Source organism: Ochrovirga pacifica (genome assembly GCF_000220525.1).
GTDB classification, from domain to species: Bacteria; Bacteroidota; Bacteroidia; order Flavobacteriales; family Flavobacteriaceae; genus Ochrovirga; species Ochrovirga pacifica.
Window position 1 is genome coordinate 13,948 of the sequence record NZ_AFPK01000040.1, and the last position, 24,605, is coordinate 38,552.

Here is a 24,605-nt window from a genome sequence, read left to right on the forward strand (position 1 = left end):
ATTTGAGAGTGGGTAGTTTTAAAAGTTGCTTAAGTTGTTAGGTTTTAGTAAAGTCTGTCTAAAATAGATTGTAGCACATTAGGATTGCTTCCAGGGCCTATGGTTAATAATTTTGAACCTGTAGTCGGAATTCCGTTAAAAGGTCTAATCAAACAAGTTCCATTAGGTTTACGTTCAAAATAAACATAGTTTTCTTGTTCTGTAAGTTGACAACAGCCTTTTACTCGTAAGATGCTTTGGGGCAAAAGAGAACAAAGTTGTTGAATGATTTCAGTACTGGCAAGTACAGGTAAATCAATAGAACACGAGGACCAATGTGATTTTAAATGATCTATTTTTTCTACATGATTTTCAGTAGCTTTTAATTTTGGTAGCAACAGCAAATCTAAGTTACTCATATTTGTGATTGCTGCTTTTGGGTTTATTTTCTGAATACTTTCGGTTGCTTTCTGTAGTTCTAATTCACTTACAGCATCTATATGAGTCAATACAATTAATGATGAGACTTGTATCTGATTCGCTTCTAATTCGTTGTGTTCTCCTCTTTGTTGCCAGTTGCTTACATCTACTACTGAAATTTGTACTGGAGGCAAAAAATGGGGTTCCAGACCAACGCCTAAAAACTCTATTAGGGCACAAGCATCCGAGGTTCCGTTGGCTTCAATAAGGGTAATTCCTTGTTCTCTTTTTGGAATTCGGTTAACAGTTTCTCTTAATTCCTGAATACCACTACAACAAATACAGCTACCATGTAAAGCTTTAATCCATGTTGGATTTTGTTCTTGGGTAAGTTGTTGTGCATCTATATAGGCGTTTTCGTAATCGTTTAAAACAACAAAAGGTTGCCAACCTATTTCTGTGTATTTTTTAGTTAGATGTTTTAAAAGGGTGGTTTTGCCAGCACCTAAAAACCCTACAATGCAAATAATAGCTTCCATTTTTTTATATTTTGTAAATGTAAAAAGCTGTATTCCTATATAGAAATACAGCCCTTAAAATTTGTAGCCTTTGTGTTTAGCAAATTTTATAAATTTCTTGAATGTTTTTTAAGATGTTTTCAAAATCAATCTTAAGGTCAATCAGCTTACCTGAATGAATGTCAAATACCCAGCCATGTACAATCACTTCTCTTTCGGCAAATGCTTTTTGGTATTGAGAGGTTTTTATCACATTAACACATTGTTCTTGCACGTTGAGTTCTACCAGTCGGTTGTAGCGTTCTTCTTCGTTTTCAATGGCATTCAACTCCTCTTTGTGCAATCTGTATACGTCTCTAATATTACGTAGCCAAGGGTTTAAAATTCCTAAATCTTGCGATTGCATGGCAGCTTTTACGCCTCCACAAAAATAATGACCACATACCACAATGTGTTTTACTTTTAGATGTGTTACAGCATAGTCAATTACAGACATGGCACTTAAATCTGTGTTAGGAACCATGTTGGCAATATTGCGGTGTACAAAAGCATCGCCTGGGTTAACTCCCATTAACTCTTCGGCAGTTACTCGGCTGTCAGAGCATCCTATATATAAAATTTCAGGACTTTGTCCTTTAGACAGATTTTTAAAGTAATCAGCATCAATGCTAAGCTTTTCTTCTACCCATTTTTGATTGTTTTCAAATATATTTCTAAGTTTCATAGATTTTATTTTAATTGTTAAAACTTAAGATTTAATTACACGAATATGTGACATCGTTTGATCTTGCTTGTGTAAATCCAGATCCAAATCTATTAACGTAAGAGTGATCTTTTTATTTTCTGCTTTGATGGAAAAATCTTCAATAATCTCAATAATATCTCTGTGAATAAATTGTGTTTTGGTAGCACTAATAGTAACGTTACTCTCTTCGGGTATTTTGTCTAATACCTTTAATACAGAAGCTTTGTTCAAAAAAGTTACATCTTCAGACAATTCTATAGTATAAGATCCTTTTTCTCCTTCGTTTTCTTCTTCTAAAAAGTATGGAATTTTATAGTTGTTTCTTAGAATGATAAAAATAGCTACAACCATCCCCAGGCCAATTCCTTTTAACAAATCCGTACCTACAATTCCTACAATGGTAACTATAAAAGGAATAAACTGACTCATTCCTTCGCTATACATTTTCTTAAATGTTGCTGGGCTTGCTAGTTTGTATCCTACAATCAATAAAATGGCCGCCAAAGTAGCAAGTGGAATTTTATTCAACAATACAGGAATACAGATAATGCTAATCAGCAATAAAAAGCCATGTAATATAGCCGATGTTTTGGTTTTTCCACCAGCCTGCATGTTGGCAGAACTACGAACAATTACTTGGGTTACGGGCAAACCACCAATAAGACCAGCACACATGTTTCCTATTCCTTGTGCAATTAATTCTGTGTTTGTAGAGGTTGTTCTTTTCAAAGGGTCTTGTTTGTCTGTAGCTTCTACACACAATAAGGTTTCTAAGCTTGCTACAACGGCAATTACAATTCCTGTAACGTACACATCTTTGTTTCCTAGACCTTCTGCAAAATCAGGAAAAGTAAAACTTGCAAAAAACTCTTCGGTAGACGATGCTACAGGGATTTTTACCAAATAGTCTGGAGCAATGTCTACGGCAAAATTAGCTAATAAGATACTAATAATTACCGCTAGTAAAGGACCTGGAAGCTGACCTACAAAAGGAATTTTTTTGACAAACGAACTTTGCCAAAGAATTAAAATAGCTAAAGAAATAATGGTAATTAGAGTTACATTTACATTAATTCCTTCAGAAATAGCATCTAAGCTCAGTGCTTTAATTCCAACAGCATCGTCCAATTGTTTATAAAAAATTAAAATTCCGATTCCTGCCAACATTCCTTTAATTACAGAAGATGGAAAGTAATAAGCAATTATTCCTGCTTTAAAAAATCCCATAATCAGCTGTATAGCTCCACCAATAACTACGGCAACTAAAAATATATTAAAAGAGCCCAAGTCTGTAATGGCGTTTAGTACAATTACTGCAAGACCTGCAGCAGGTCCGCTAACTCCCAAAGGAGAGTTGCTAAAACTTCCGACTACGATTCCTCCAATAATACCACTAATTAAACCCGAGTACAAAGGGGCACCAGAAGCCAAAGCAATTCCCAAACATAAAGGAAGGGCGACTAAAAAAACTACAATACTAGCAGAAAAATCGTGTTTGATATTTTTTTTAAAAGAAGCAAAATTCATAAGTTTAGTTTGTTTGTTAGTGAAAAAGTAACTTTTGTCTAAGCATTTACGCTATCTGGTGGAGGCGTTTGTATTTTTGAATTAAGGACTCCAACCTTTAGCGATTCATAAAAAACAATATCGATAAGTAGTCTGTTGTTAAGAAAATTGAAACATACACCGTTTGTATTGTATAAGTGCTGCACATCGTTAAGGTGGTTGTTTTCTTGGATTTTGTTTTCCTCTTCTAGCAGAAGCGTGATATTGTCTTTGCTTTGTTCTGTAAAAGAGTCCAAAGAAACCATTAAACTAGGTGCAAATACCACACAGAACATTAGGCTTAGAATGGCAAAGCCGCTAAGAAAATACGTTTTGTGTGGTGTATGCATTTAAGATGGTTTTTCTTAAATATAGACAATTTTTAAGATATCATGTCAAAACCAGTATAAGGAATTAATACGTCTGGAATTTTAATTCCTTCGGGAGTTTGATAATTTTCTAAAATAGCAGCCAATACTCTTGGCAATGCCAATGAACTACCGTTTAATGTATGAGCCAAAGTGCTTTTTCCTTCTGCGTTTTTATAACGCAACTTTAAACGATTGGCTTGAAATGTTTCAAAATTAGAGACAGAACTAATTTCTAACCATCGATCTTGACCTGTAGAAAAAACCTCAAAATCGTAGGTTAATGTAGATGTAAATCCTAAGTCTCCACCGCATAAGTTCAAAATTCGATAAGGCAATTTTAGTTCTCCTAAAATCTCTTTAACGTGTGTAACCATGCCATTAAGTGCTTCGGCAGATTTATCAGGATGTTCTATTCGTACTATTTCTACTTTGTCAAATTGATGCAATCGGTTTAAACCGCGAACATGCGCTCCGTAAGAACCTGCTTCACGTCTAAAACATGGAGTGTAACCTGTTAAGCAAATAGGAAAATCATCTTCTTTTAACAAATCTCCTCTAAAAATATTGGTCATAGGTACTTCTCCTGTAGGGATTAGGTACAAATCATCTATGGTAACATGATACATTTGTCCTTCTTTGTCAGGCAATTGCCCAGTTCCCATTCCAGAAGCTTCGTTTACCAAATGAGGAACTTGTGTTTCTTCGTAGCCTGCTGCTGTATTTTTATCTAAAAAATAGTTGATTAAGGCACGTTGCAATCGGGCACCTTTTCCTCGGTATACAGGAAAACCAGCTCCAGTAATTTTATTTCCCAATTCAAAATCAATCAAATTGTATTTTTTAGCCAATTCCCAATGTGGCAAAGCCCCTGAGTGTAGTTCAGGTTTTTCTCCAGCTTCAAAAACAGTAATGTTGTCATCTTCACTAGATCCTGCAGGAACTATTTTGTTAGGAACGTTAGGAATGGTATATAACAAGTTTAGCAATTTTTGCTCTGCTTGGTTAAATTCCTCTTGCAATTCCTTGGCACTGATTTTTAGCTTTCCGGACTTTTCTTTTAATATGTTTGCTTTTTGAACCTCTCCTGATTTAAAAAGAAGACCAATTTCTTTGTTCAGGGAATTAGACTCTGCCAAAACTTTATCGAGCTTAGCTTGTGTGCTTCTTTTCAATTCATCCGTAGCAATTACATCTTCTATAATTGCAACTGCATCTTTAAAGTTACGCTTGGCCAATCCAGCCAAAACTTCTTCTTTATTTTCTCTGATAAATGGTACTTGTAACATATCAAAATTATATTTGCAGCAAATATAATCTTTCCATGCTAAGGTAAAAACAATCTGTATAGGAAGATGTTTATAGCAGGTTTAATTTTTTTAGAAAATCTAGACTGTTTTTTTTGTCGGTTTGGAGCTGTTCCTTGAGTGCTTCTAGCGCATAAAAATTACGTTCGTCTCTTAGGTAGTGTAAAAACTCTACTTTAATTTCTTGATCATAAATATTTTGGTTAAAATCAAACAAGTGAGCTTCTATAGATTTGCTACTGCCTCCTACTGTAGGACGTGTTCCTATATTTAACATTCCATAATAAGTTACTTGTTGATAAGTAGCTCTAATTACATAAGCTCCATTTTTGGGAGTTAGTTTGTAAAGTTGCGGAATTTTAATGTTGGCAGTAGGAAAACCTAGTGTGTTTCCAATTTGTGCTCCCTGAACCACCACTCCGTTAATAAAAAATGGCGTGGTAAGGTATTCGTTTGCAGTGGCAATTGCTCCTTCATTTAAAGCAGTTCTAATTTTGGTAGAACTTACGGCAATATTATCAATGTCCTGAGCTTTGATTTCTTTTAAGCTAAAATCAAAAGTGTGGCTTAGTTCTTTAAGTTGTTCAAAGTCGCCTTCTCGATTTTTTCCAAAACGATGATCGTAACCAATTACCAATTGTTTTACGTTTAATTTATCTACCAAAACATCTCTTACAAAATCAAATGCTGTAAGATTAGAAAACTCTTTGTCAAAAGGATGAATAACTAAGTAATCCAAATCTGTTTGGGAGAGGATTTCAATACGCTCGTCTATGGTGTTGATGAGTTTGATGGAGTTGTTGGCTTGAATGACCATCCTGGGATGAGGAAAAAAAGTCAACAACACCGATTTTAGCTTTTTAGCTTTCGCATCAGCGAACAATCGACTCAATAGTTTTCTATGACCGACATGTACACCATCAAAAGTTCCGATAGTAACAACGGTGTCTATGTCTTCGGGAAAGTTTTTGTAATTGTGAATTACTTCCAAGGGACTCATGAATTTTGGCCAAATTTAAGAAACTATTTAAGAGTGATGATTGAAGAAAACGTAAAAAAATCGATTTTTTTTATCAAATTGATAGTGTCATATTATCGTATGTTTATTTTTTTTGTAAATTAGAATAAACAACCTAACCCAAAACTATGAGAACTAAACTATTACTTACATTCTTTACATTGCTATGTGTTAATTTTTACGGACAGAATACCGTAATTGTAAAAGGAAAAGTAGTCAACTCCCAAGACAACACACCCGTCATAACAGCCACAATTTCGGTAACCAAGTCACCAGAAATAGGTGTGGTTGATGAAAACGGAGCGTTTGTGTTAGAAATCAAAAAAGCCCCACCAGTAGAAATCCATATCAATGCAATTGGTTACAAAGAATACAAACAAAAGGTGTACACTACTAATAAAGAGTTGTTAATTTTGTTAGAAGAAGATGTTACCAGTCTCGATCAGGTAGTTATTTCCGCTTCTAGAACCCCAGAGCGTGTTTTTGAATCTCCTGTTTCTATTGAAAGAATGGGGGCAAAGGTGGTAGAAACAACTACCTCGCCAAGTTTTTATGATGGATTGGAAAACTTAAAAGGAGTAGATATTAACTCAAGTAGTTTAACATTTAAATCTATAAACACCAGAGGATTTGCTTCATTTGCCAACACACGTTTTGTACAGTTGGTAGATGGAATGGACAATTCCTCTCCAGGATTAAACTTTCCTTTGGGGAACTTAATTGGTCTAAACGAGCTAGATGTGCAATCTGTTGAGTTGTTGCCAGGAGCTTCCTCGGCTTTATATGGAGCCAATGCCTTTAACGGAATTATGTTTATGAGAAGCAAAAACCCATTTACACATCAAGGAACTAGTGTGTACGGAAAAGCAGGGGTTACTTCATCAGAAAATGCAGGAACCAACAGTTATGTAGATGTTGGAGCAAGAGTAGCAAAAAAAATCAATGACAAGTTTGCTGTAAAATTTACAACCTCTTTCTTAAAAGCCACAGATTGGTTTGCAACAGATACCCGTAATTTAAGTGATGATGGAGTCGCTATTGACGGAGATCGTAGTACGTTAGACTATAACGGTATAAACATTTACGGAGATATTATCAAAACAGATATTAAAGAAGTAGCACAGTCGCTAGAAGCCATGGGAGCAAGAACCTTAGGAGGAAACCCCATAGATGCAGACGATTTTAACAAGGAAGATGTTTCTAGAACAGGATATGCAGAACAAGATTTAATCAATAATGATACAGACAATTTTAGAGCAGCTTTAGCTTTGCACTTTAAACCTTTTGAAAATGATAAGGATACAGAAATTATTTTTAGCAGTAAGTTTGGAACCGGAAATACCATGTATCATGGAGCTAGCAGGTATGCGTTAAGAAACTTTATCATGCATCAACATAAATTAGAGTTTCAATCCAAACACTTAATGTTTCGTAGTTATATAACCTTAGAAGATGCAGGAGATTCTTACGATGTGCGTTTTGCAGGAATCAATACGCTAAGTGCCAATGGAGCAAACAACCAATGGTTTGGAACCTATGCAACAGTGTATGCTTCGGCAATTAATGGAGAGTTGGCAGGTTCAGGAGTTCCTGCAAATGTACCTACAGCAGCTCATGCAGTTGCTAGACTTCAAGCAGATACAGCTGTTAGATTAGAACCAGGAACCGAGGAGTTTAAAAATACATTCAACCAAGTAATAAAAAATCCTGACTTACTTACAGGAGCAAAATTTGTAGATAGTTCTAAATTGTTTCACTCAGACCTGAATTATAATTTTAAAGAGTTGATTGAATTTGCAGAAGTACAAATAGGAGGATCAGCAAGAAGGTATGTGTTAAATTCACAAGGAACCATTTTTACGGATACCAAAGATGAAGATATTTCTTATGATGAATATGGAATCTATACCCAATTGCAGAAAAAAGTTTGGGATAATAAAGTAAAACTAACAGGATCTATCCGTTATGACAAAGCTCAGAATTTTGATGGAAATTTTTCTCCAAGATTTTCGGCTTCTTACAGCCCTGATGTAGAAAAAAATCACAACATTAGAGCTTCGGTACAAACAGGATTTAGAAACCCTACAACACAAGACCAGTACATTGGGTTAAATTTAGGAAATGCTATCTTAATAGGTTCTGCAGCAGACAACCTAAGCCGTTATCAACTAGATGTACCCAATAGTGGTGCAGCACAACAACAAGGTTTTGCTGCTAGCACAAATTTTACAGGAACTTTGGCTTATCAAAACTCATTTACCTTATCTTCTATTCGTAAATTTTCTGCAACTCAGAACCCAGCAGATTTACAAGCAGCAGATGTAACTTTGGTAAAACCAGAGCAAGTAACTTCTTATGAAGTAGGGTATAGAGGAAAAGTAGCTAAAAGAACAGTTTTAGACATAAGTGCATACTACAGTCAGTACAGAGATTTTATCTCTATCAACACAGTAATTACCCCTCATTATGGAAGCAATACACTGCAAGATATTCATCCTGTTATCAACGTGCCAAATGCAGTTTTGGCAGTTGCGAATGGAGATTATACAGCGGTTAGAGTATATACTAACTCTAAAGTAGATGTAAGTTCAGTAGGTGTAAATGCAGGTTTGGAAACAAAAGTTTTTGGTGATTTTGATTTTGGAATCAACTATACATATGCATCTCAAGATTTTGATCAATCAGAAGACCCAGATTTTGCAACTTCTTTTAACACGCCCGAGCACAAAGTAAAAATTGCTTTTGGACACGATAATGTATATAAAGGACTAGGTTTTGGAATCAATGGGCGTTGGCAAGATGCTTTTTATTGGCAATCCTCGTTTATGGATGGTCAAATAGATGCAAGAACATTGGTAGATGCACAATTGATGTATAATATTGCAAATTGGAACTCTAAAATAAAAGTAGGGGGAGCCAATATTTTAGGACACGAATACCAATCAGCACCAGGTACAGGAACAATAGGATCTCAGTTTTATGGTTCTTGGGTATACAATTTTTAAAGAAGCATTTTTAAACTAATGATCATAAAGGAGGTTTCAAACTTTGGTTTTGAAACCTCCTTTATTTTTTTATAAAATCAAGTTGTGAACATTAATAAAAAATATATCTTTGCAGACAATTAAATCGCTGAACTGATTTAGAATTGAACTAGAAATTAAATTCTTTTAATAATACAAAAATGTCTAAAACAACAGGTAAAATCGCTCAAATTATTGGACCAGTAATTGATGTTGCTTTCGAAACTGGGACTGAGCTTCCAAAAATTTACGATTCTTTAGTTATCAACCGTGAGAACGGAAACACATTGGTGTTAGAGGTTGAACAACACATTGGTGAAAATACAGTAAGATGTATTGCAATGGATTCTTCTGATGGATTGTCTAGAGGGCAAGAAGTACTTGTTACTGGAGAACCAATTAAAGTTCCTGTTGGTAACGATATCTACGGGCGTTTGTTTAATGTAAGTGGGGATCCAATCGATGGATTAGCTCCGTTAGATAAACAAGGTGCAAACGGATTGCCAATTCACCGTGAAGCTCCAAAGTTTGAAGACTTATCTGTATCTACAGAAGTATTATTTACAGGAATTAAAGTAATCGATTTGATTGAACCTTATGCAAAAGGAGGTAAAATTGGATTGTTTGGAGGTGCTGGAGTAGGAAAGACAGTATTAATTCAGGAGTTGATTAACAACATTGCAAAAGGGCACGGAGGATTGTCTGTGTTTGCAGGAGTTGGAGAAAGAACTCGTGAAGGAAATGACTTAATGCGTGAGATGATTGAAGCTGGAATTATTTCTTATGGAGAAGCTTTTGAGCACTCTATGGAAGAAGGTGGATGGGATCTTGAAAAAGTAGACCACGCAAAAATGAAAGACTCTAAAGTAACATTTGTATTTGGTCAGATGAATGAACCTCCAGGAGCTCGTGCTCGTGTAGCTTTATCTGGATTAACCATTGCTGAATACTTCCGTGATGGAGCTGGAGACGGACAAGGAAAAGACGTATTATTCTTCGTAGATAACATCTTCCGTTTTACACAAGCTGGATCTGAAGTGTCTGCCTTGTTAGGACGTATGCCATCAGCAGTAGGATATCAACCAACATTGGCAACTGAAATGGGAGCTATGCAGGAACGTATTACTTCTACAAAAACAGGATCTATTACATCTGTACAAGCGGTTTACGTACCTGCGGATGATTTAACAGACCCTGCACCAGCAACAACGTTTGCTCACCTAGATGCTACTACAGTATTGTCTCGTAAAATTGCTGAGTTAGGTATCTACCCAGCAGTAGACCCGTTAGATTCTACATCTAGAATTTTAACTCCAGAAATTTTAGGAAAAGAACACTATGAGTGTGCTCAAAATGTAAAGGAGTTGTTACAACGTTATAAAGAATTACAAGATATTATTGCCATCTTAGGTATGGAAGAATTGTCTGAAGAAGATAAACTGGTTGTACACAGAGCACGTCGTGCACAACGTTTCTTATCTCAGCCTTTCCATGTAGCTGAGCAATTTACAGGAATCCCTGGGGTATTGGTAGATATCAAGGATACCATTAAAGGATTTAATATGATTATGAACGGGGAATTGGATAAATACCCAGAAGCTGCATTTAACCTTAAAGGTTCTATCCAAGAAGCAATTGATGCTGGAGAGAAAATGTTAGCGGAAGCATAAGTCAATGAACAATTTGCAATGAGCAATTAACAATAAGTTTTAATTGACCATTTGTAAAGTATTGAACATTGCTAATTATTAATTGTTAATTGATAAAAAATGTATTTAGAAATAGTATCACCAGAGGCTGTCTTGTTTTCATCAGAAGTAGATTCTGTAACGGTTCCAGGAGCCCAAGGAGAATTTCAAATGTTAAACAATCACGCTGCCATTGTTTCGGAATTAACCAAAGGATTGGTAAAAGTTCATGTACACTCTCAAGAACATTTAGAGCTGAATGAATTGACTGGAGGTTTGGAACGACATGTTGATGATGATAAAATTTTAACTTTGAAGATTAAAAGCGGAACGGTTGAAATGAAAGACAATAAGGTTATTGTTTTGGCAGACTAAGTCAAACATAAAATATATTAAAGAACGCTATCTATTTTTTAGATAGCGTTTTTTATTTTTGTAGGCTATATGTATAAGTTACCTACATCACTACAGCAAAAATTAGCCAAGCGAATTCAAGATAATTCGTTCAGAACTGTTCAACCCCAACAGCATCTTATTGATTTTTATTCGAATGATTATTTAGGTTTTGCCCAGTCTTTAGAAATCAAAAAACAGGTAGATATTTTTACAAAAGAACAAGGTTGTTCTAATGGTAGCACGGGTTCACGTTTAATTTCGGGTACACATGCTATACATCTAGAGGTAGAACAGTTGGTGGCAGCGTATCATGGAGCTACAACAGGGCTTTTATACAATTCAGGATATGATGCTAATGTAGGTTTGTTTTCGTCCATTTTGCAAAAAAATGAGATCTTGTTGTATGACGAACTAATTCATGCATCGGTAAGAGACGGAATTCGATTGAGCAATGCCCACACTTACAAATTTAAACATAACAACAAAGCTGATTTAGAACAGAAGTTGCAACGTTTTAAAGAGACAGCAACTGAAATATATGTGGCCATAGAGACAGTATATTCTATGGATGGAGACACCGCTCCTGTAAAAGATATAGCTGAACTTTGTAGCAAGTACAGGGCTCATCTTATCGTAGATGAGGCACATTCTGGTGGAGTGTTTGGTAATGCAGGAAAAGGCTGTGTGTCCGAATTAGGTATAGAAACACAAGTGTTTGCCCGTATTCATACCTTTGGAAAAGCGTTGGGTTGTCATGGAGCTATAGTGTTAGGTTCAGAGCAACTGAGAGATTATTTAATTAATTTTTCTCGATCTTTTATTTATACTACTGCTTTGCCTGTACATGAGGTAGCAACTATCAAAGCTGCGTATTTAGAATTAAAAAAAGGAATCGCAATTGACCAATTACAAAGTAAGATTACTTATTTCCAACAACAACTAGAGGGCTTACAAATGGTAAATAAATTTATTCCTAGCAACAGTGCCATACATTGTTGTATTGTTTCTGGAAATGAAGCAGTAAAACATTTAGCTCAAAAAATACAAAAGAAAGGCATCAATATCAAACCAATTTTGTCTCCTACAGTGCCTAAAGGAAAAGAACGCTTGCGTATTTGTTTGCATGCGTTTAATACTTTGGATGAGATTAAATTGCTTACAGAGTTGATTGCAAAAAACATAAAGGCTTAAACATGAAAAAAAATATATTTATTACTGGGATTTCTACAGATGTAGGTAAAACTTTAGCTGCTGCTATCGTAGTAGAAGCCTTAGAAGCTGATTACTGGAAACCGATTCAGGCAGGAGATGTATCGTATGGAGACAAAGATCGAGTTCAGGCTCTGATTAGCAATTCAAGTTCCAAATTTTTTCCCAACACATATGCGTTAAAAACTCCAATGAGCCCGCATGCAGCAGCAGAAATAGATCAGGTGACAATTCAAGTAAATAAAATAACTGCTCCAGAAACGAACCAAACATTAGTGATTGAAGGAGCAGGTGGTTTGTTGGTGCCAATCAACAATACTCAAACCATTGCAGACATCATTCCACAAGATGCTTTGGTAGTGGTAGTATCTAAACATTATTTGGGAAGTATCAATCACACCTTAATGACCTTGGAATTGCTAAAACAAAAAGGGGTAAAAACAGCATTGATTTATAGTGGTGATGAGCATCCAACTACAGAAAGTATTGTGGCTAAAATGACGAATGTTCCTGTTATCGGACGTATAAATCAAGAGGCAGAAATTAACAAACAAGTGGTTAAAAAATATGCGACTTTGTTTAAAAGTAATTTAGAAGATGAGCTTAACTAAAAGAGATCAAAAACACTTATGGCATCCGCTTACTCAGCACAAAATGACACCCGAGCACTTAGGTATTGTAAAAGCAAACGGAGTGTATTTGCAAGATGAGGAAGGAAAAAAATATATAGATGCTATCTCTTCGTGGTATACAGCTGTATACGGCCATTGTCATCCATATATGGTACAAAAAGTAACAGCACAAGTACAAACTTTAGATCAGATTGTTTTTGCGGGATTTACACATCCAGCGGCAGTAAATATGTCGGAGAAATTGATGGAAATTTTGCCAGACAATCAACAAAAAATATTCTTTTCTGATAATGGATCTACAACAGTAGATATTGCTTTAAAAATGAGTTTGCAATACCATTTCAATCAGGGAAAAAAGAAATTAAAAATTGTTGCTTTTAAAAATGCCTTTCATGGAGATACGTTTGGTGCCATGTCTGTTTCTGGTTTAGACGTGTACAATGGTCCTTTTTCTGATGTTGTATTAAGTGTAGATAGAATTGCAGTACCCACCGATGAAAACTGTCATCAAGTTCTAGCCGATTTTAAAAAGTTGCTTGCCACCAATCAAGTAGCTTGTTTTGTGTTCGAGCCTTTGGTACAAGGGGCAAATTGCATGCATATGCATCAAGCAAAACACTTGGATGCTTTGATTGCTTTGGCTCAAAAATACGATACGGTTTGTATTGCAGATGAGGTAATGACAGGCTTTGGAAAAACAGGAACTTACTTCGCTTCTGATCAGTTAGAAAACAAACCAGATATCATGTGTTTGTCAAAAGCATTAACAGGGGGGATGATTCCTATGGGACTTACTACTTGTACTCAGAAAATATACGATGCTTTTTATGCCAATGAAATAGCCAAAGGTTTTTTTCATGGCCATACTTATTCTGCCAATCCTATTGCTTGTGCAGCAGTAATCGCAAGTGTTGATTTATTAAAATCCGAAGAAATTCAAACTGGAATTAAGAGAATACAAAAAGGACATCAAGCTTTTTTAAAAAGCATCAAACCATATACTAAGGTAAAAAAGGCAAGAACTCTTGGAGTAATTCTAGCCATTGATTTGGATGTAGCTATTGACCGTTACGGAAAAGATCGAAACGCCATCTTTAATCATTTTATGAGTAAGGGTATTTTTTTAAGACCTTTGGGGAATACCTTGTACGTGGTTCCTCCTTACGTTATAAAACAAAAAGAGCTAGCGTTTATTTATGATGAGATAAAGGAATACATTCATCTTATAAGTTAAATGTATTCGACTTTGCTTTACGATTGTTTGGTTTAAGATTCAAGTTTTAACGGAGTTGAAAATGAATTATATGATTTTTTCGCAAACCAAAACGACTTGTTCGTTTTCTAAATTTGTTGTAAAAAACAAATATATATTTCCTCCTTCTTTAATTCCTGTTTTTTTACGAATGGTAGCCACAGATTCTTTAAAGTTTCGCGTAGTGATGTTTGCCTTTTTTTCGGGGAGTAGTTTTAAGAGTTGTTTTTTATGATAAGGAAGATTATGAAGAATTTTAAAACGTCTACCCGCAAATGGCACTAACGTATTGGAGGTGTATAGATGTGAATGTTGATGAAGTTTACAAACGTTGTAAGAATCACAAACTGCTGCAAATCCACCAGATTTTAAAATAGCACTATTGGGTTCGTACAAGTAGGTTAATGGCTTAGAGAGTTCGTAGGGATACTCTTGTTGATAAGTAAAACGAAACGTATTGGATTCTTTGTCTAGATTGGTTGCCAAGATGTCAATTTTGCCTTCGTAGTTCTTTTCAATACAAACCAAAACCTCCTTAACTTCATTATGCAAAGCAACTACGTGGATTTTTTTAACAAACTTCAATTCGTTTATACAACTACTGATGTCTATTAAGGGAGAGTTTTTAATAAGTATTTGATTTGTTTTTTCTAATAAAGAATCCAAGTGCATAGGAACATTAGGAAGACAGTCTTTTAGTAAAAATACTTTTCCTTTGGCATCATTTCTCCTAGAAGGGTCTATGTAAATCCAATCGTAGTGCTGGTTGTTGTCTATTACGTATTGTACTCCGTCTCCTTGAATACATTGTATGTTTTTGATCCCTAAGACTTGATTGTTGTGTTGCACCATTTCAGAAAGTTCGGAGTTCAATTCGCAATGAATTACTTGTGCAAACACAGACGAAAATGCATGACAGTCTACTCCAAAACCTCCAGTAATATCAATAATGCGGTTTCCCCCTTCAATCATTTCACTTTTAAAAGATGCGGTAGTTTCGGATGAAGTTTGTTCTATATTCAGTTTGTTGGGGTAATAAATTCCATCCGTTCGAAACCATAACGGTAGTTTTTTTTCACACTTTCTTTTCGATTCCAATTGCTGTAACAGTTCATGCATGTCTACATCAACAAAAGGACTTCCTTTAAAAACCAATTGTGTAATGTCTGTTTTTAGATGTTGCAGAATGTACTGCTGAATATGATTTTTTAAAAGGTTGGTGTTCAATGTTACAAATCTTGAGTTAGTAGTTTTACGGCTTTGTACTTGTAAAAAAATTCTTTGGCAATTACTTTAATAGCGGTGTAACATGGAATAGATACCACCATTCCGATCACACCAAAAAGACTTCCAAAAATCATAATCACTAAAAAGATTTCTAGTGGATGAGATTTAACACTTTTTGAAAAGATTAACGGCTGACTAACAAAATTGTCTAACAACTGAGCAAATAAGTAGCCAGACATAATGTACAAGGTGTTGGGAAGAATTTGGGTCTGAAAGTCTAAATCTAAGTTGTTGGTGGTTGCCAAAACAAACATAATAATTCCTCCGATTAAAGGTCCTATGTACGGAATTAAATTAAACAAAGCACATAAAAAAGCAATAATCAAAGCATTTTCAATATCAAAAATACTTAATACCAATGTGTAGATGATAAAGAGGACAGAAATTTGAAGAACCAAACCAATAAAGTAACGAGATAATAAGTCTTTGATTATTTCTAGCGATCTAGCTGCGTGTATAATATGTTGCTTAGGAATAAAGGCAAAAGTTCCTCTAGATAAAATTCTGGAATCTGACATAAAGAAAAAGGTAATAAACAAAACCGAAAACAAGCCCATGCTAAACGAACCAATACTTGCCAAGATAAGGTTAAGAATGTTAGGAATATTCTTTAGGCTAGGCATTACATCAAAGGTTTTGGTTTTTTCTAAAATGTCAATATTGCGAGTAAGTAAATAAGAATTGATTTCGTTACTTAAATGTTCCATTTTTAGTTTAAACGCTTCAGAGTTTAGCAAGGCTATATTTTCACTCTGTTTGCTAATTAACGGAGCAAATGCATTGATAATAATGGCAATGATAAAAATATACACTCCCATAGAAATTACTGCAGATAAGTTGTTTTTGATTTTTAACTTTTGATTTAAAAACTTAAGCATGGGTCTAGAAATCAAGGTCAGCACCGCAGAAATTAGGATGTAAACAAGAATGGTTTGTATTTGTATAAAGAACCAGATAAGAGCAACAATCCCAGCTAGGATACTTAGGGTTCTTAACAGTCCGTTACTGAGTGTTTTTGCGGTCATAGCTTTCTAAATATTGATGGCAGTAAGACTGAATTTCATCAAAAAAAAGAATGAAATCTTTTTCAAAAATAGCATAATTCTCTTTCAAATCTTCAATAGCTTCGTTCATTTTAGACAATCCTTTGGTTCGGATATTCATGTCGTGCATAATTTCGCCAATTCCCTCAAGGGTTCTGTACTTATACAACCAGTTTTGCGAAGACATGTAAGGAAGTAAGTTTTGTGCTCTTTCGGGAAGAATGCTGTAGTTGTCAAAAAACAATTGATACAGTCCTTGACTGTAGTTTAATAGCGGAATATTGGAGTATTGCTGCCAGTTTTTAGCTAAAAAATGATCGTATATTAAATCAATAATAACTCCTTTGTACAATCGGTATTTTGGGTCTAATCTGCGTTTGCTTTGTCTAAAAATAGGGTGCGTGTCCGTAAAATGATCAATAGCTCTGTGCATCATAATTCCAAACTGTATGTCTTTTGTATAATGCTGGTATTTGTTTCCTTTTAGCGTATCTGCAATAAAATTCCCAATAATAATTTCTTTGTGGTTTTGGGATAGAAAAAGATGTGCTAAAAAATTCATTTTATTAGATTAAGGTAGATGAAGGTAAACAAAAAAAGCGTTTTACAGGATGTGCAAAACGCTTTTTTAAGAATATAGTTAGTTGAGTTAGTTACTTAGCATAACAGGCATTACCAACATGGTAATCAATTCGCCTTCTTCGGTACCATCAGCAGGAGTTAAAATTCCAGCTCTGTTGGGCAAAGACATTTCTAGTTGTACATTTTCGGAAGAAAGGTTGTTTAACATTTCGGTTAAAAAACGAGAGTTGAACCCTATTTCTAAATCATCTCCGTTATAATCACATAACAAACGCTCGTTGGCTTTGTTAGAAAAGTCTAAGTCTTCAGCAGAAATATGTAGTTCTGTTCCAGCCATTTTTAAACGAATTTGATGCGTAGTTTTGCTAGAGAAAATAGAAACACGCTTGGTAGAGTTTAAAAAAGAGTTTCTAGAAATAGAAAGAACATTAGGGTTTTCTTTTGGAATTACAGCGTTGTAGTTTGGATATTTTCCATCAATTAACCTACAGATTAACGAAACGTTATCAAAAGTAAATTTGGCATTGGCATCGTTGTAAGATATGCTTACTTCAGCATCTGAAGAAGCCAAAATTCCCTTTAAAATATTCAAAGGTTTTTTAGGCATAATAAACTCTGCTGCAGTGGCTGCCTTTACATCTGTTCGGGTATATTTTACCAATTTGTGAGCATCGGTAGCTACAAAAGTTAAGTCTTCGGTACCAAACTGAAAAAACACACCGCTCATTACAGGTCTTAATTCATCATTACCTGCAGCAAAAATAGTTTTAGAAATTGCGTTGGCTAAAATATTGGCAGGTACCAAAGTAGTACTTGGTTTTTCTAGTTCAATAGCTTTAGGAAATTCACTTCCGTCAAAATAAGGCATTCCGTAGTTTCCTTGTTCCGATGTCATTTCTACCTCGTTTTCCTGAATCTTAAAAGTTAAAGGCTGGTTAGGAAGCGTTTTTAAAGTATCTAACAAAATTTTAGAAGGAACAGCAATTGCACCTTCATCTTCGGATTGTACTTCTATTAAGGTAGACATGGTGGTTTCCAAATCAGATGCCGAAATGGTCAATTCTCCTTGGTTTAGCTCAAATAAAAAATTATCTAAAATAGGCAAGGTGTTGCTGGTGCTAATTACACCACTTAAAACTTGTAATTGTTTCAACAATTGCGAGCTAGATACTATAAATTTCATAAGTTGTTACTGTTAAGTAATAATGATAAGTTGTATGAAAAGCTAATATAGAATGAAATCGTATGCTATCAAAGAAATGTTTTAAACATAATTAAAGAGACTGTTAATAACCTTTAAGAATAATTCTTTTTTCTCCTCAAAAAATTAAGCAATCCTACTAGGGATAATAGCAATAGTGGCAATCCCAAGTTTAGCCATTGCCAGTATATCTTTTCTTGATATGCTTTAGGTTTGTTAATAAAATCTAGTGTGATTTTTTTGGCTCTAAGTTGAATGAGTCCAGAATCATTCAACAAATAGTTAACCGTATTGGTTAAAAATTCTTTGTTGGCAAAATACGATTGAGTCCATTTGTCTAAGCCTAGTTCTAAGGGTTTTCCTTTGCTAATTTGATTACTGCTAAGGTCTCCATCGGCAATAACCACCATTTTATTGTTGCTTCCTTTATCTAAATGTTTGGTTGCAAAGGGTTTTACACGGTTTTGATAAGCAGAAGTAAAATCTCCTTCTAACAACACACCTATTATTTTAGATCCTTGTTGGTATGAAGCTACATCTCCAGTTTCGGTAATACTAGCCAAAGAAACATATGTTGGTACAGCTTGGGTTTTGCTTAAAGCAGAACTTTGTAGCAAAACTGTTTTGCGAATACGGGGATTAAGAGTGTCTAAACTATTGGCAAATTCTAGCCTAACTTCTCCTATGTTTTGATTGATAACATGTTGCTGGTTGCTTTTAATCACAGGATAATAATCCCATAAAAACTCATCGTATTGAGTGTTGTTGCCAATTTTTCCTGTGGCTAATGGAATTTTAGCGGCATACAAATCTCTTATCAAATGTTTTTGTATGCGCACTCCGTAATTAAACAAATAATCGGTTAGATTTAAATTTCTCTGATAAGCCAGTAATTTTCCATGCTGCATCAAACTATCTTTGGGGGTGTGCACCAAATCTAACAACCACAGTGTTGCTCCTCCGTGTACTGTATACTGATCTAAAACGTATTTTTCTTGTTCGCTAAACGCTTCTGTAGGCTTGCTAATAATTGTTAAATCAAAGTCTTTTAGTTGTGCCAGTGTTTGTTTAGGATTCTTAGCTACAGAGTCTAAAGTAAACGGAGCTAGAAAATAATTTTCTCCCAGACTTTTTAGCCAATCGTATTGGTACAAATCGTTCAGTTGGCCATTTCCTTTAAGTACTGCAATCTTTTGTTTTTTTACAGCGGTAATTTGTTGTATTCCGTTGGCAAAGGCAAACTCTAAATTCTGAACAGAGTTTTCTATTTGACGGCTTTCGTCTTCAAAAAAAGAATTTTTTAAAAGATTGATTTTTTTTGTTTTCTGACCACTTTTTATCAGAGCCCAAGGAAAAATGATGCGTTCCGAAACGGTTCCGTCTTCTTGAACGGTCAATCGGCTAGGGGATAGCCCTTTGGAAATTAGTTCTTGCTCCTTTCCTTTGGGAGATACAAATGCAAAGTGAATATGCTTGTTTTGTGCTTGTAGCTCTGTTAAAAAATACAAAGTTTCTCTACGCAAGCGTTCAAAATCAAAAGGCAAATCATCCGTTAAAAATACCTGAATAAAAACGTCTTGAGACAAATTGGTTAGTAAGTGTTGCGTAGGTGTAGATAAGGAATATTTTTGGTCTTTGGTAAAATCCCAACGTATGGAAACTTGAGTACATACAACGTTGATAGCAACGACAAAAATAACTAGAATTATATTTTTTTTAGAGGCGATCATCCTGTAATTTTAAATGAGTAAATCCAAGAAATAAGAAAGAAAGAGATATAAAATACATGATATCGCTAAGTGCAATTACACCGCGGCTCATACTGTCAAAATGAAAGGGAACTCCCAAAAGATGCCATCCTGAAGTAATGCCTTCGCTTAGGTTTTCTAGAGCAGTAAATCCAAAATAAAATATAGCATTGATGAGACTTGCCAAAATAAAAGAGGTGATGTTGTTTTGGGTTAAAATAGAACAAAACATTCCAATAGCAATGTAAAAACAAGCCAGTAATAATAGACCAAAATAAGAAGTAAATGTACTTCCCAAATCAATATTTCCTACAGGGTTTCCTAACTGGTAAACGCTGTATACAAAAACACAACTTAGCAACAAGGTAATGAACAGAATACAGGCATAGGCAAAAAATTTACCCAAAATAATTTCAGAACTTTTAAGAGGTAGTGTTTTTAACAACTCAATGGTTCCTTGTTGGTACTCGTCGGCAAAACTTTTCATGGTCATTGCGGGAATCAAAAACAGGAAAACCCAAGAACTGTTAGAAAAAAACGCATTTAAGTGTGCAAAGCCAGTTAAGATTACGTTGCTGTATCCTTTAAAAAACCAGAGCAATAAGGCGTTTAGAGTTAAAAAAGTCCCTAGAATTAAGTAGCCAACGGGATGACTAAAAAAGGATTGTAGCTCTTTGTAAAAAATAGGTTTCATTTACTTAGGTGTCTGTTCAAATTCTATGGTTACAGGTTCTCTGTAATTTAAGCCTAGTAGTGTAGAAGCTCCTCCTACAGTTTTAGGATTGCTTTTATAGATGGCAATTTCTAAAAAATTATTGGAATTGAATAACATCAATCTGCTACCAGGAGCTTTTCTAATAGAAGCTTCAGAATTAAAATCGATGATATCACTATACTTTTGTAATATTTGATGGGTGGTATACCTACCTGCCGAAATTTTAAAAGGTCTTCCTTTGCCATATTCTTGAAACAATTCCTTGGTAATATTAGAGATTGCATTTCCGTAATTATCTACATAAATAATACTTCCTACAATTTTAGAATCGTACAAAGTGGGCTGTAATTCTACCAAGTGTTTGATGTTTGCTAAAGGTCTACCAATCACATCCAAAGTTCCTCCGCGAGCAATATGACAAGCTACGTGAACAAAAACATCCAATTCCGAACGACAATTTTCTATACGATCGTGAATGTTGATTTCTACAATTTTGCTGGGTTGAATTTCGGAAGCAATCATAGAAGTAATTCCGTTGTCTGGACAAATAAAATAATGGCCGTCTAACAGCAATGCAATGTGTTTGTTGGTAGGTGTCAATTCTGTATCAACTCCTACAATATGAATACTCCCTTTAGGAAAACTTTGATAAGCGTTTTTTAAAATATAAGCTGTTTCTGCAATATTAAACGGAGAAATTTCATGAGAGATATCTACAATAATAGTGTTAGGCAACAAGGAATAGATAGCTCCTTTTAAAGTAGAGACATAGTGATCTTTTTTTCCAAAATCAGTCGTTAAGGTAATCAATGCCATAAACTAAAGGTGCTATTTTTTTTTGAGATAATAATTGTGGCAAATTTACAGAAATGTAAATGATAATTATGTACTTTGTATGGGCAATTTATAAACAGGAATAGAGCTTGAACGAACGATTAATTACCTTAGACGAAATCAATCCCGTAGACTTTTTGGGAACCAACAATTCCAACATCGATTTTATCAAATCCTATTATCCAAAATTAAAATTAGTGGTAAGGGGCAATCAAATCAAAGCCTTTGGAGAAGCTGTGTTGTTGGATGAGTTTGAAAAGAAAATTGAAATGCTTGTTAACTATTTGCTAAAGTACAACAAGCTAGATGAAAGTAGCATAGAACAACTGCTATTGTCTTCTAAAAGCGATTTGCAAAAAGACAAAAACTACGACAAAATATTGGTACACGGTGTAGGAGGCAATCAAATTAAAGCCCAAACCGCCAATCAGCAAAAAATGGTAAAAGCTATAGAAGAAAACGATATGTTGTTTGCCGTGGGGCCTGCTGGTACAGGAAAAACCTATACAGCTGTTGCTTTGGCCGTTAGAGCTTTAAAAGAAAAAGAAGTAAAACGAATTATTTTAACACGACCCGCCGTAGAGTCTGGAGAGAATTTAGGTTTTTTGCCAGGAGATATGAAAGAAAAGCTAGATCCTTACATGCAACCTTTGTACGATGCTTTGCGTGATATGATTCCAGCCGAACGTTTGGCATCGCATATGGAAAAAGGAATTATACAAATAGCCCCTTTGGCTTTTATGCGTGGTAGAACTTTAGACAATGCCTTTGTAATTTTAGATGAAGCACAAAACACCACCCATCAGCAAATGAAGATGTTTTTAACTCGTATGGGAAAAAGAGCCAAGTTTATCATTACGGGTGATCCAGGACAAATAGACTTACCAAGAAAGCAGGTTTCAGGTTTAAAAGAAGCTTTGTTGGCTTTAAAAGATGTAAAAGGAATTGCCCAGGTTTTCTTAGATGGAAAAGATGTAATTCGTCACCGTTTGGTAAAAGAAATTATAACGGCTTATAAGAGTATTGAGACGGATATTTAGAATATTAGATATGAGAGGTTAGATATTAGAATTGTTTCGGATAAATTCTTACACTTAGATTCTAACTTCTAATATCTAAATTCTTACATCTAAAATCCTATTTTTGCAAAACTTAATTTAAGAGTATGAGTAACACAATCAACGATACCAATTTTAACTTTCCTAACCAAACAGCGGTTTACAAAGGAAAAGTTCGCGAAGTATATACTGTAGAAGAAAAGTTAGTAATGATTGCATCGGACAGACTTTCTGCTTTTGATGTAATTATGCCGAAGCAAATTCCATACAAAGGGCAGATTTTAAATCAGATTGCGGCTAAAATGTTAGAAGCAACCAAAGATATTTGTCCAAATTGGGTGTTAGGAACACCAGATCCTAATGTAACCATTGGGTATGCTTGTGAACCTTTTAAGGTAGAAATGGTAGTGCGTGGATACTGTACTGGACATGCGTGGAGAACCTACAGAAGTGGAGAAAGGATTTTGTGTGGAGTAACCATGCCTGAGGGGATGAAAGAGAACGACAAATTTCCAACTCCAATTATTACACCAACGACAAAAGCAGATTTAGGAGATCATGATGAAGATATTTCTCGTGAAGATATTTTAGCAAAAGGAGTTGTTTCTCAAGAAGATTACGAACAGTTAGAAGCTTATACTTTGGCTTTGTTTAAAAGAGGTACAGAATTGGCTGCTGAAAGAGGGTTGATTTTGGTAGATACCAAATATGAATTTGGAAAAACTGCAGAGGGTAAAATTGTGGTAATTGATGAAATTCACACACCAGATTCTTCTCGTTATTTCTATGCAGAAGGCTATCAAGAAAGACAAGATAAGGGAGAAGCTCAAAAGCAATTGTCTAAAGAGTTTGTACGTCAGTGGTTGATAGAAAATGACTTTCAAGGGAAAGAAGGACAACAAATTCCTGAGCTAACCGAAGAGAAAATAGAGGAAATCTCTAATAGATACATTGAGTTGTACGAGCAAATTACAGGAGAGGATTTTGTGAAAGCAGACATATCAAATGTATTAGAGCGTATAGAAAAAAATGTAAATGCTTTTTTAGCTAGTTAATATTTTTAACCCCATCAAATCAAAACCTCAAGCCTAATGTTTGAGGTTTTTTAGGTTGTTAGCGTATTAAATTACCATTATATTCTGTAGATTTTTTTTTCAAATCGAGGATATTATCGAACTTTAAGCCTAAAATATTTAACATGAAACTGCAAAAATCGCATTTACTAGAGCTACAAGAAATAGCCCAACAGGCTGCCTTAAATGCTGGAAAATACATTCAAAGTAAGTTGAATGAAGATTATGAAATTGGCAGTAAAGGAACCAATAGTAAAGCTTCAGATATTGTTACGGAAGTAGATATCAATGCTCAAAAAATTATAGCTAAAGCCTTACAAGAAAGTATACAAAAGTACGATTTGGGTTGGTTGGGAGAAGAAACTCCTGATGATGGAAGTCGTTTGGTGAAAGACTATTTTTTTACGGTTGATCCTATTGATGGAACACTTCCGTTTACCAAAAAAACAAATGGATTTTCGGTGTCTATTGGGTTGGTGTCTCAATCTGGAATATCGGTTTTAGGAGTAGCTTACGATCCGTATCACGATGTGTTGTATTGTGCTGTAAAAGGGGAGAAAGCTTACAGAAATGGAGAGGAGTTTAAAATAAATTACAACAAAAATAAAGGACTTACTTTTTATAGTGATCTAAGTTTTGTTTCTTCAGGAGCGTATCCTTTTTTAATAGAATCTCTGGAAAGAACAGCTAAAGAAAAATATGGTGGAGCGTTAAAAGTAGTCGATCATCAAGGAGCGGTCATCAATGCTATGAGTGTTATAGAAAATGCTCCTGCTGTATACATCAAACCGCATAGAGACAAGCAAGGAGGAGGATGTGCTTGGGACTTTGCAGCTAGTGCATGCATTGCAGAAGCAGTTGGGATTAAAGTGACAGATTATTTTGGAAATCCAATCAACTTAAACAAAAAAGAAAATACCTACATGAACAACGAGGGAATTCGCTTCGAAGTTTGGTAGGTAAT

General features: G+C 34.9%; 22 protein-coding genes. 9 read left to right on the plus strand and 13 right to left on the minus strand.

Annotated elements, in window-relative coordinates; translation table 11 throughout:
- Positions 1-44 precede the first annotated feature (44 nt).
- The 6 genes from FS85_RS0108175 to FS85_RS0108200 form a co-directional block, all read right to left on the minus strand.
- Positions 45-938, minus strand: coding sequence for a GTP-binding protein (locus FS85_RS0108175; protein ID WP_010135695.1), 894 nt, complete (start codon positions 936-938; stop codon positions 45-47).
- Between the two features lie 76 nt (positions 939-1,014).
- A complete protein-coding gene (locus tag FS85_RS0108180) occupies positions 1,015-1,641 on the minus strand; it encodes a carbonic anhydrase (protein ID WP_010135696.1) in 627 nt (208 codons plus the stop codon).
- Positions 1,642-1,665: 24 nt separating this feature from the next.
- Positions 1,666-3,189, minus strand: coding sequence for a SulP family inorganic anion transporter (locus FS85_RS0108185; protein ID WP_010135697.1), 1,524 nt, complete (start codon positions 3,187-3,189; stop codon positions 1,666-1,668).
- A gap of 38 nt (positions 3,190-3,227) precedes the next feature.
- Positions 3,228-3,557 carry a hypothetical protein gene (locus FS85_RS0108190; RefSeq protein WP_010135698.1) on the minus strand — a complete coding sequence of 110 codons (330 nt, stop codon included), beginning with the start codon at positions 3,555-3,557 and terminating at the stop codon, positions 3,228-3,230.
- Between the two features lie 32 nt (positions 3,558-3,589).
- Positions 3,590-4,864 carry a serine--tRNA ligase gene (gene serS, locus FS85_RS0108195; RefSeq protein WP_010135699.1) on the minus strand — a complete coding sequence of 425 codons (1,275 nt, stop codon included), beginning with the start codon at positions 4,862-4,864 and terminating at the stop codon, positions 3,590-3,592.
- Positions 4,865-4,934: 70 nt separating this feature from the next.
- Positions 4,935-5,882: a bifunctional riboflavin kinase/FAD synthetase gene (locus FS85_RS0108200; protein ID WP_010135700.1), complete on the minus strand. Its 948-nt coding sequence runs from the start codon at positions 5,880-5,882 to the stop codon at positions 4,935-4,937.
- 146 nt (positions 5,883-6,028) lie between these two features.
- Between FS85_RS0108200 and FS85_RS0108205 the strand changes: the two genes are divergently transcribed.
- The 6 genes from FS85_RS0108205 to bioA all read left to right on the plus strand — a co-directional run bounded on the left by FS85_RS0108205 (position 6,029) and on the right by bioA (position 14,082).
- Positions 6,029-8,905: a TonB-dependent receptor gene (locus tag FS85_RS0108205; RefSeq protein ID WP_010135701.1), complete on the plus strand. Its 2,877-nt coding sequence runs from the start codon at positions 6,029-6,031 to the stop codon at positions 8,903-8,905.
- Positions 8,906-9,084: 179 nt separating this feature from the next.
- Positions 9,085-10,593 carry a F0F1 ATP synthase subunit beta gene (gene atpD, locus FS85_RS0108210; RefSeq protein ID WP_010135703.1) on the plus strand — a complete coding sequence of 503 codons (1,509 nt, stop codon included), beginning with the start codon at positions 9,085-9,087 and terminating at the stop codon, positions 10,591-10,593.
- Between the two features lie 99 nt (positions 10,594-10,692).
- Complete coding sequence (locus FS85_RS0108215; protein WP_010135704.1) at positions 10,693-10,986, plus strand: FoF1 ATP synthase subunit delta/epsilon; 294 nt, start codon at positions 10,693-10,695, stop codon at positions 10,984-10,986.
- Positions 10,987-11,055: 69 nt separating this feature from the next.
- Positions 11,056-12,198: an aminotransferase class I/II-fold pyridoxal phosphate-dependent enzyme gene (locus FS85_RS0108220; protein ID WP_010135705.1), complete on the plus strand. Its 1,143-nt coding sequence runs from the start codon at positions 11,056-11,058 to the stop codon at positions 12,196-12,198.
- Positions 12,199-12,200: 2 nt separating this feature from the next.
- Positions 12,201-12,827: a dethiobiotin synthase gene (bioD, locus tag FS85_RS0108225; protein ID WP_010135706.1), complete on the plus strand. Its 627-nt coding sequence runs from the start codon at positions 12,201-12,203 to the stop codon at positions 12,825-12,827.
- The gene (bioA, locus tag FS85_RS0108230) at positions 12,814-14,082 is read left to right on the plus strand and encodes an adenosylmethionine--8-amino-7-oxononanoate transaminase (RefSeq protein WP_010135707.1); all 1,269 of its coding nucleotides are present in this window, start codon (positions 12,814-12,816) and stop codon (positions 14,080-14,082) included. The genes bioD and bioA overlap by 14 nt, the downstream gene beginning before the upstream one ends.
- Positions 14,083-14,148: 66 nt before the next feature.
- Here bioA and FS85_RS0108235 read toward each other — a convergent pair whose 3' ends face one another.
- The 7 genes from FS85_RS0108235 to FS85_RS0108265 form a co-directional block, all read right to left on the minus strand.
- Complete coding sequence (locus tag FS85_RS0108235) at positions 14,149-15,327, minus strand: class I SAM-dependent methyltransferase (protein ID WP_010135708.1); 1,179 nt, start codon at positions 15,325-15,327, stop codon at positions 14,149-14,151.
- A gap of 2 nt (positions 15,328-15,329) precedes the next feature.
- Entirely contained in the window at positions 15,330-16,412 is a 1,083-nt protein-coding gene (locus FS85_RS0108240; protein WP_010135709.1) for an AI-2E family transporter, read from the minus strand.
- Positions 16,390-16,992, minus strand: a complete 603-nt coding sequence (locus tag FS85_RS0108245) for an acyl carrier protein phosphodiesterase (protein WP_010135710.1) — start codon at positions 16,990-16,992, stop codon at positions 16,390-16,392. Before FS85_RS0108245 ends, FS85_RS0108240 begins: the two co-directional genes overlap by 23 nt.
- A gap of 87 nt (positions 16,993-17,079) precedes the next feature.
- Positions 17,080-18,195: a DNA polymerase III subunit beta gene (dnaN, locus tag FS85_RS0108250; protein WP_010135711.1), complete on the minus strand. Its 1,116-nt coding sequence runs from the start codon at positions 18,193-18,195 to the stop codon at positions 17,080-17,082.
- A gap of 113 nt (positions 18,196-18,308) precedes the next feature.
- The gene (gene gldG / locus FS85_RS0108255) at positions 18,309-19,943 is read right to left on the minus strand and encodes a gliding motility-associated ABC transporter substrate-binding protein GldG (RefSeq protein WP_010135712.1); all 1,635 of its coding nucleotides are present in this window, start codon (positions 19,941-19,943) and stop codon (positions 18,309-18,311) included.
- Entirely contained in the window at positions 19,930-20,655 is a 726-nt protein-coding gene (locus FS85_RS0108260; RefSeq protein ID WP_010135713.1) for an ABC transporter permease subunit, read from the minus strand. The genes gldG and FS85_RS0108260 overlap by 14 nt, the downstream gene beginning before the upstream one ends.
- Positions 20,656-21,492: an SAM hydrolase/SAM-dependent halogenase family protein gene (locus tag FS85_RS0108265; RefSeq protein WP_010135714.1), complete on the minus strand. Its 837-nt coding sequence runs from the start codon at positions 21,490-21,492 to the stop codon at positions 20,656-20,658.
- A 107-nt stretch (positions 21,493-21,599) separates the two neighbouring features.
- Here FS85_RS0108265 and FS85_RS0108270 point away from each other — a divergent pair, with 107 nt between their 5' ends.
- The 3 genes from FS85_RS0108270 (at position 21,600) to FS85_RS0108280 (ending at position 24,600) form a co-directional block, all read left to right on the plus strand.
- Positions 21,600-22,550: a PhoH family protein gene (locus tag FS85_RS0108270; RefSeq protein WP_010135715.1), complete on the plus strand. Its 951-nt coding sequence runs from the start codon at positions 21,600-21,602 to the stop codon at positions 22,548-22,550.
- A 125-nt stretch (positions 22,551-22,675) separates the two neighbouring features.
- Positions 22,676-23,623 carry a phosphoribosylaminoimidazolesuccinocarboxamide synthase gene (locus tag FS85_RS0108275; protein WP_010135716.1) on the plus strand — a complete coding sequence of 316 codons (948 nt, stop codon included), beginning with the start codon at positions 22,676-22,678 and terminating at the stop codon, positions 23,621-23,623.
- Positions 23,624-23,766: 143 nt separating this feature from the next.
- Positions 23,767-24,600: a 3'(2'),5'-bisphosphate nucleotidase CysQ family protein gene (locus tag FS85_RS0108280; RefSeq protein WP_010135717.1), complete on the plus strand. Its 834-nt coding sequence runs from the start codon at positions 23,767-23,769 to the stop codon at positions 24,598-24,600.
- Positions 24,601-24,605 lie beyond the last annotated feature (5 nt).

Bases quoted from the DNA above. Each gene is read 5' to 3' on its own strand.
- FS85_RS0108265 (WP_010135714.1), bottom strand. From the start codon at position 21,492: ATGGCATTGATTACCTTAACGACTGATTTTGGAAAAAAAGATCACTAT.
- dnaN (WP_010135711.1), bottom strand. From the start codon at position 18,195: ATGAAATTTATAGTATCTAGCTCGCAATTGTTGAAACAATTACAAGTT.
- FS85_RS0108205 (WP_010135701.1), top strand. From the start codon at position 6,029: ATGAGAACTAAACTATTACTTACATTCTTTACATTGCTATGTGTTAAT.
- FS85_RS0108175 (WP_010135695.1), bottom strand. From the start codon at position 938: ATGGAAGCTATTATTTGCATTGTAGGGTTTTTAGGTGCTGGCAAAACC.
- FS85_RS0108220 (WP_010135705.1), top strand. From the start codon at position 11,056: ATGTATAAGTTACCTACATCACTACAGCAAAAATTAGCCAAGCGAATT.
- bioD (WP_010135706.1), top strand. From the start codon at position 12,201: ATGAAAAAAAATATATTTATTACTGGGATTTCTACAGATGTAGGTAAA.
- FS85_RS0108260 (WP_010135713.1), bottom strand. From the start codon at position 20,655: ATGAAACCTATTTTTTACAAAGAGCTACAATCCTTTTTTAGTCATCCC.
- FS85_RS0108200 (WP_010135700.1), bottom strand. From the start codon at position 5,882: ATGAGTCCCTTGGAAGTAATTCACAATTACAAAAACTTTCCCGAAGAC.
- FS85_RS0108275 (WP_010135716.1), top strand. From the start codon at position 22,676: ATGAGTAACACAATCAACGATACCAATTTTAACTTTCCTAACCAAACA.
- FS85_RS0108245 (WP_010135710.1), bottom strand. From the start codon at position 16,992: ATGAATTTTTTAGCACATCTTTTTCTATCCCAAAACCACAAAGAAATT.
- bioA (WP_010135707.1), top strand. From the start codon at position 12,814: ATGAGCTTAACTAAAAGAGATCAAAAACACTTATGGCATCCGCTTACT.
- FS85_RS0108180 (WP_010135696.1), bottom strand. From the start codon at position 1,641: ATGAAACTTAGAAATATATTTGAAAACAATCAAAAATGGGTAGAAGAA.
- gldG (WP_010135712.1), bottom strand. From the start codon at position 19,943: ATGATCGCCTCTAAAAAAAATATAATTCTAGTTATTTTTGTCGTTGCT.
- atpD (WP_010135703.1), top strand. From the start codon at position 9,085: ATGTCTAAAACAACAGGTAAAATCGCTCAAATTATTGGACCAGTAATT.
- FS85_RS0108240 (WP_010135709.1), bottom strand. From the start codon at position 16,412: ATGACCGCAAAAACACTCAGTAACGGACTGTTAAGAACCCTAAGTATC.
- FS85_RS0108280 (WP_010135717.1), top strand. From the start codon at position 23,767: ATGAAACTGCAAAAATCGCATTTACTAGAGCTACAAGAAATAGCCCAA.
- FS85_RS0108215 (WP_010135704.1), top strand. From the start codon at position 10,693: ATGTATTTAGAAATAGTATCACCAGAGGCTGTCTTGTTTTCATCAGAA.
- serS (WP_010135699.1), bottom strand. From the start codon at position 4,864: ATGTTACAAGTACCATTTATCAGAGAAAATAAAGAAGAAGTTTTGGCT.
- FS85_RS0108185 (WP_010135697.1), bottom strand. From the start codon at position 3,189: ATGAATTTTGCTTCTTTTAAAAAAAATATCAAACACGATTTTTCTGCT.
- FS85_RS0108190 (WP_010135698.1), bottom strand. From the start codon at position 3,557: ATGCATACACCACACAAAACGTATTTTCTTAGCGGCTTTGCCATTCTA.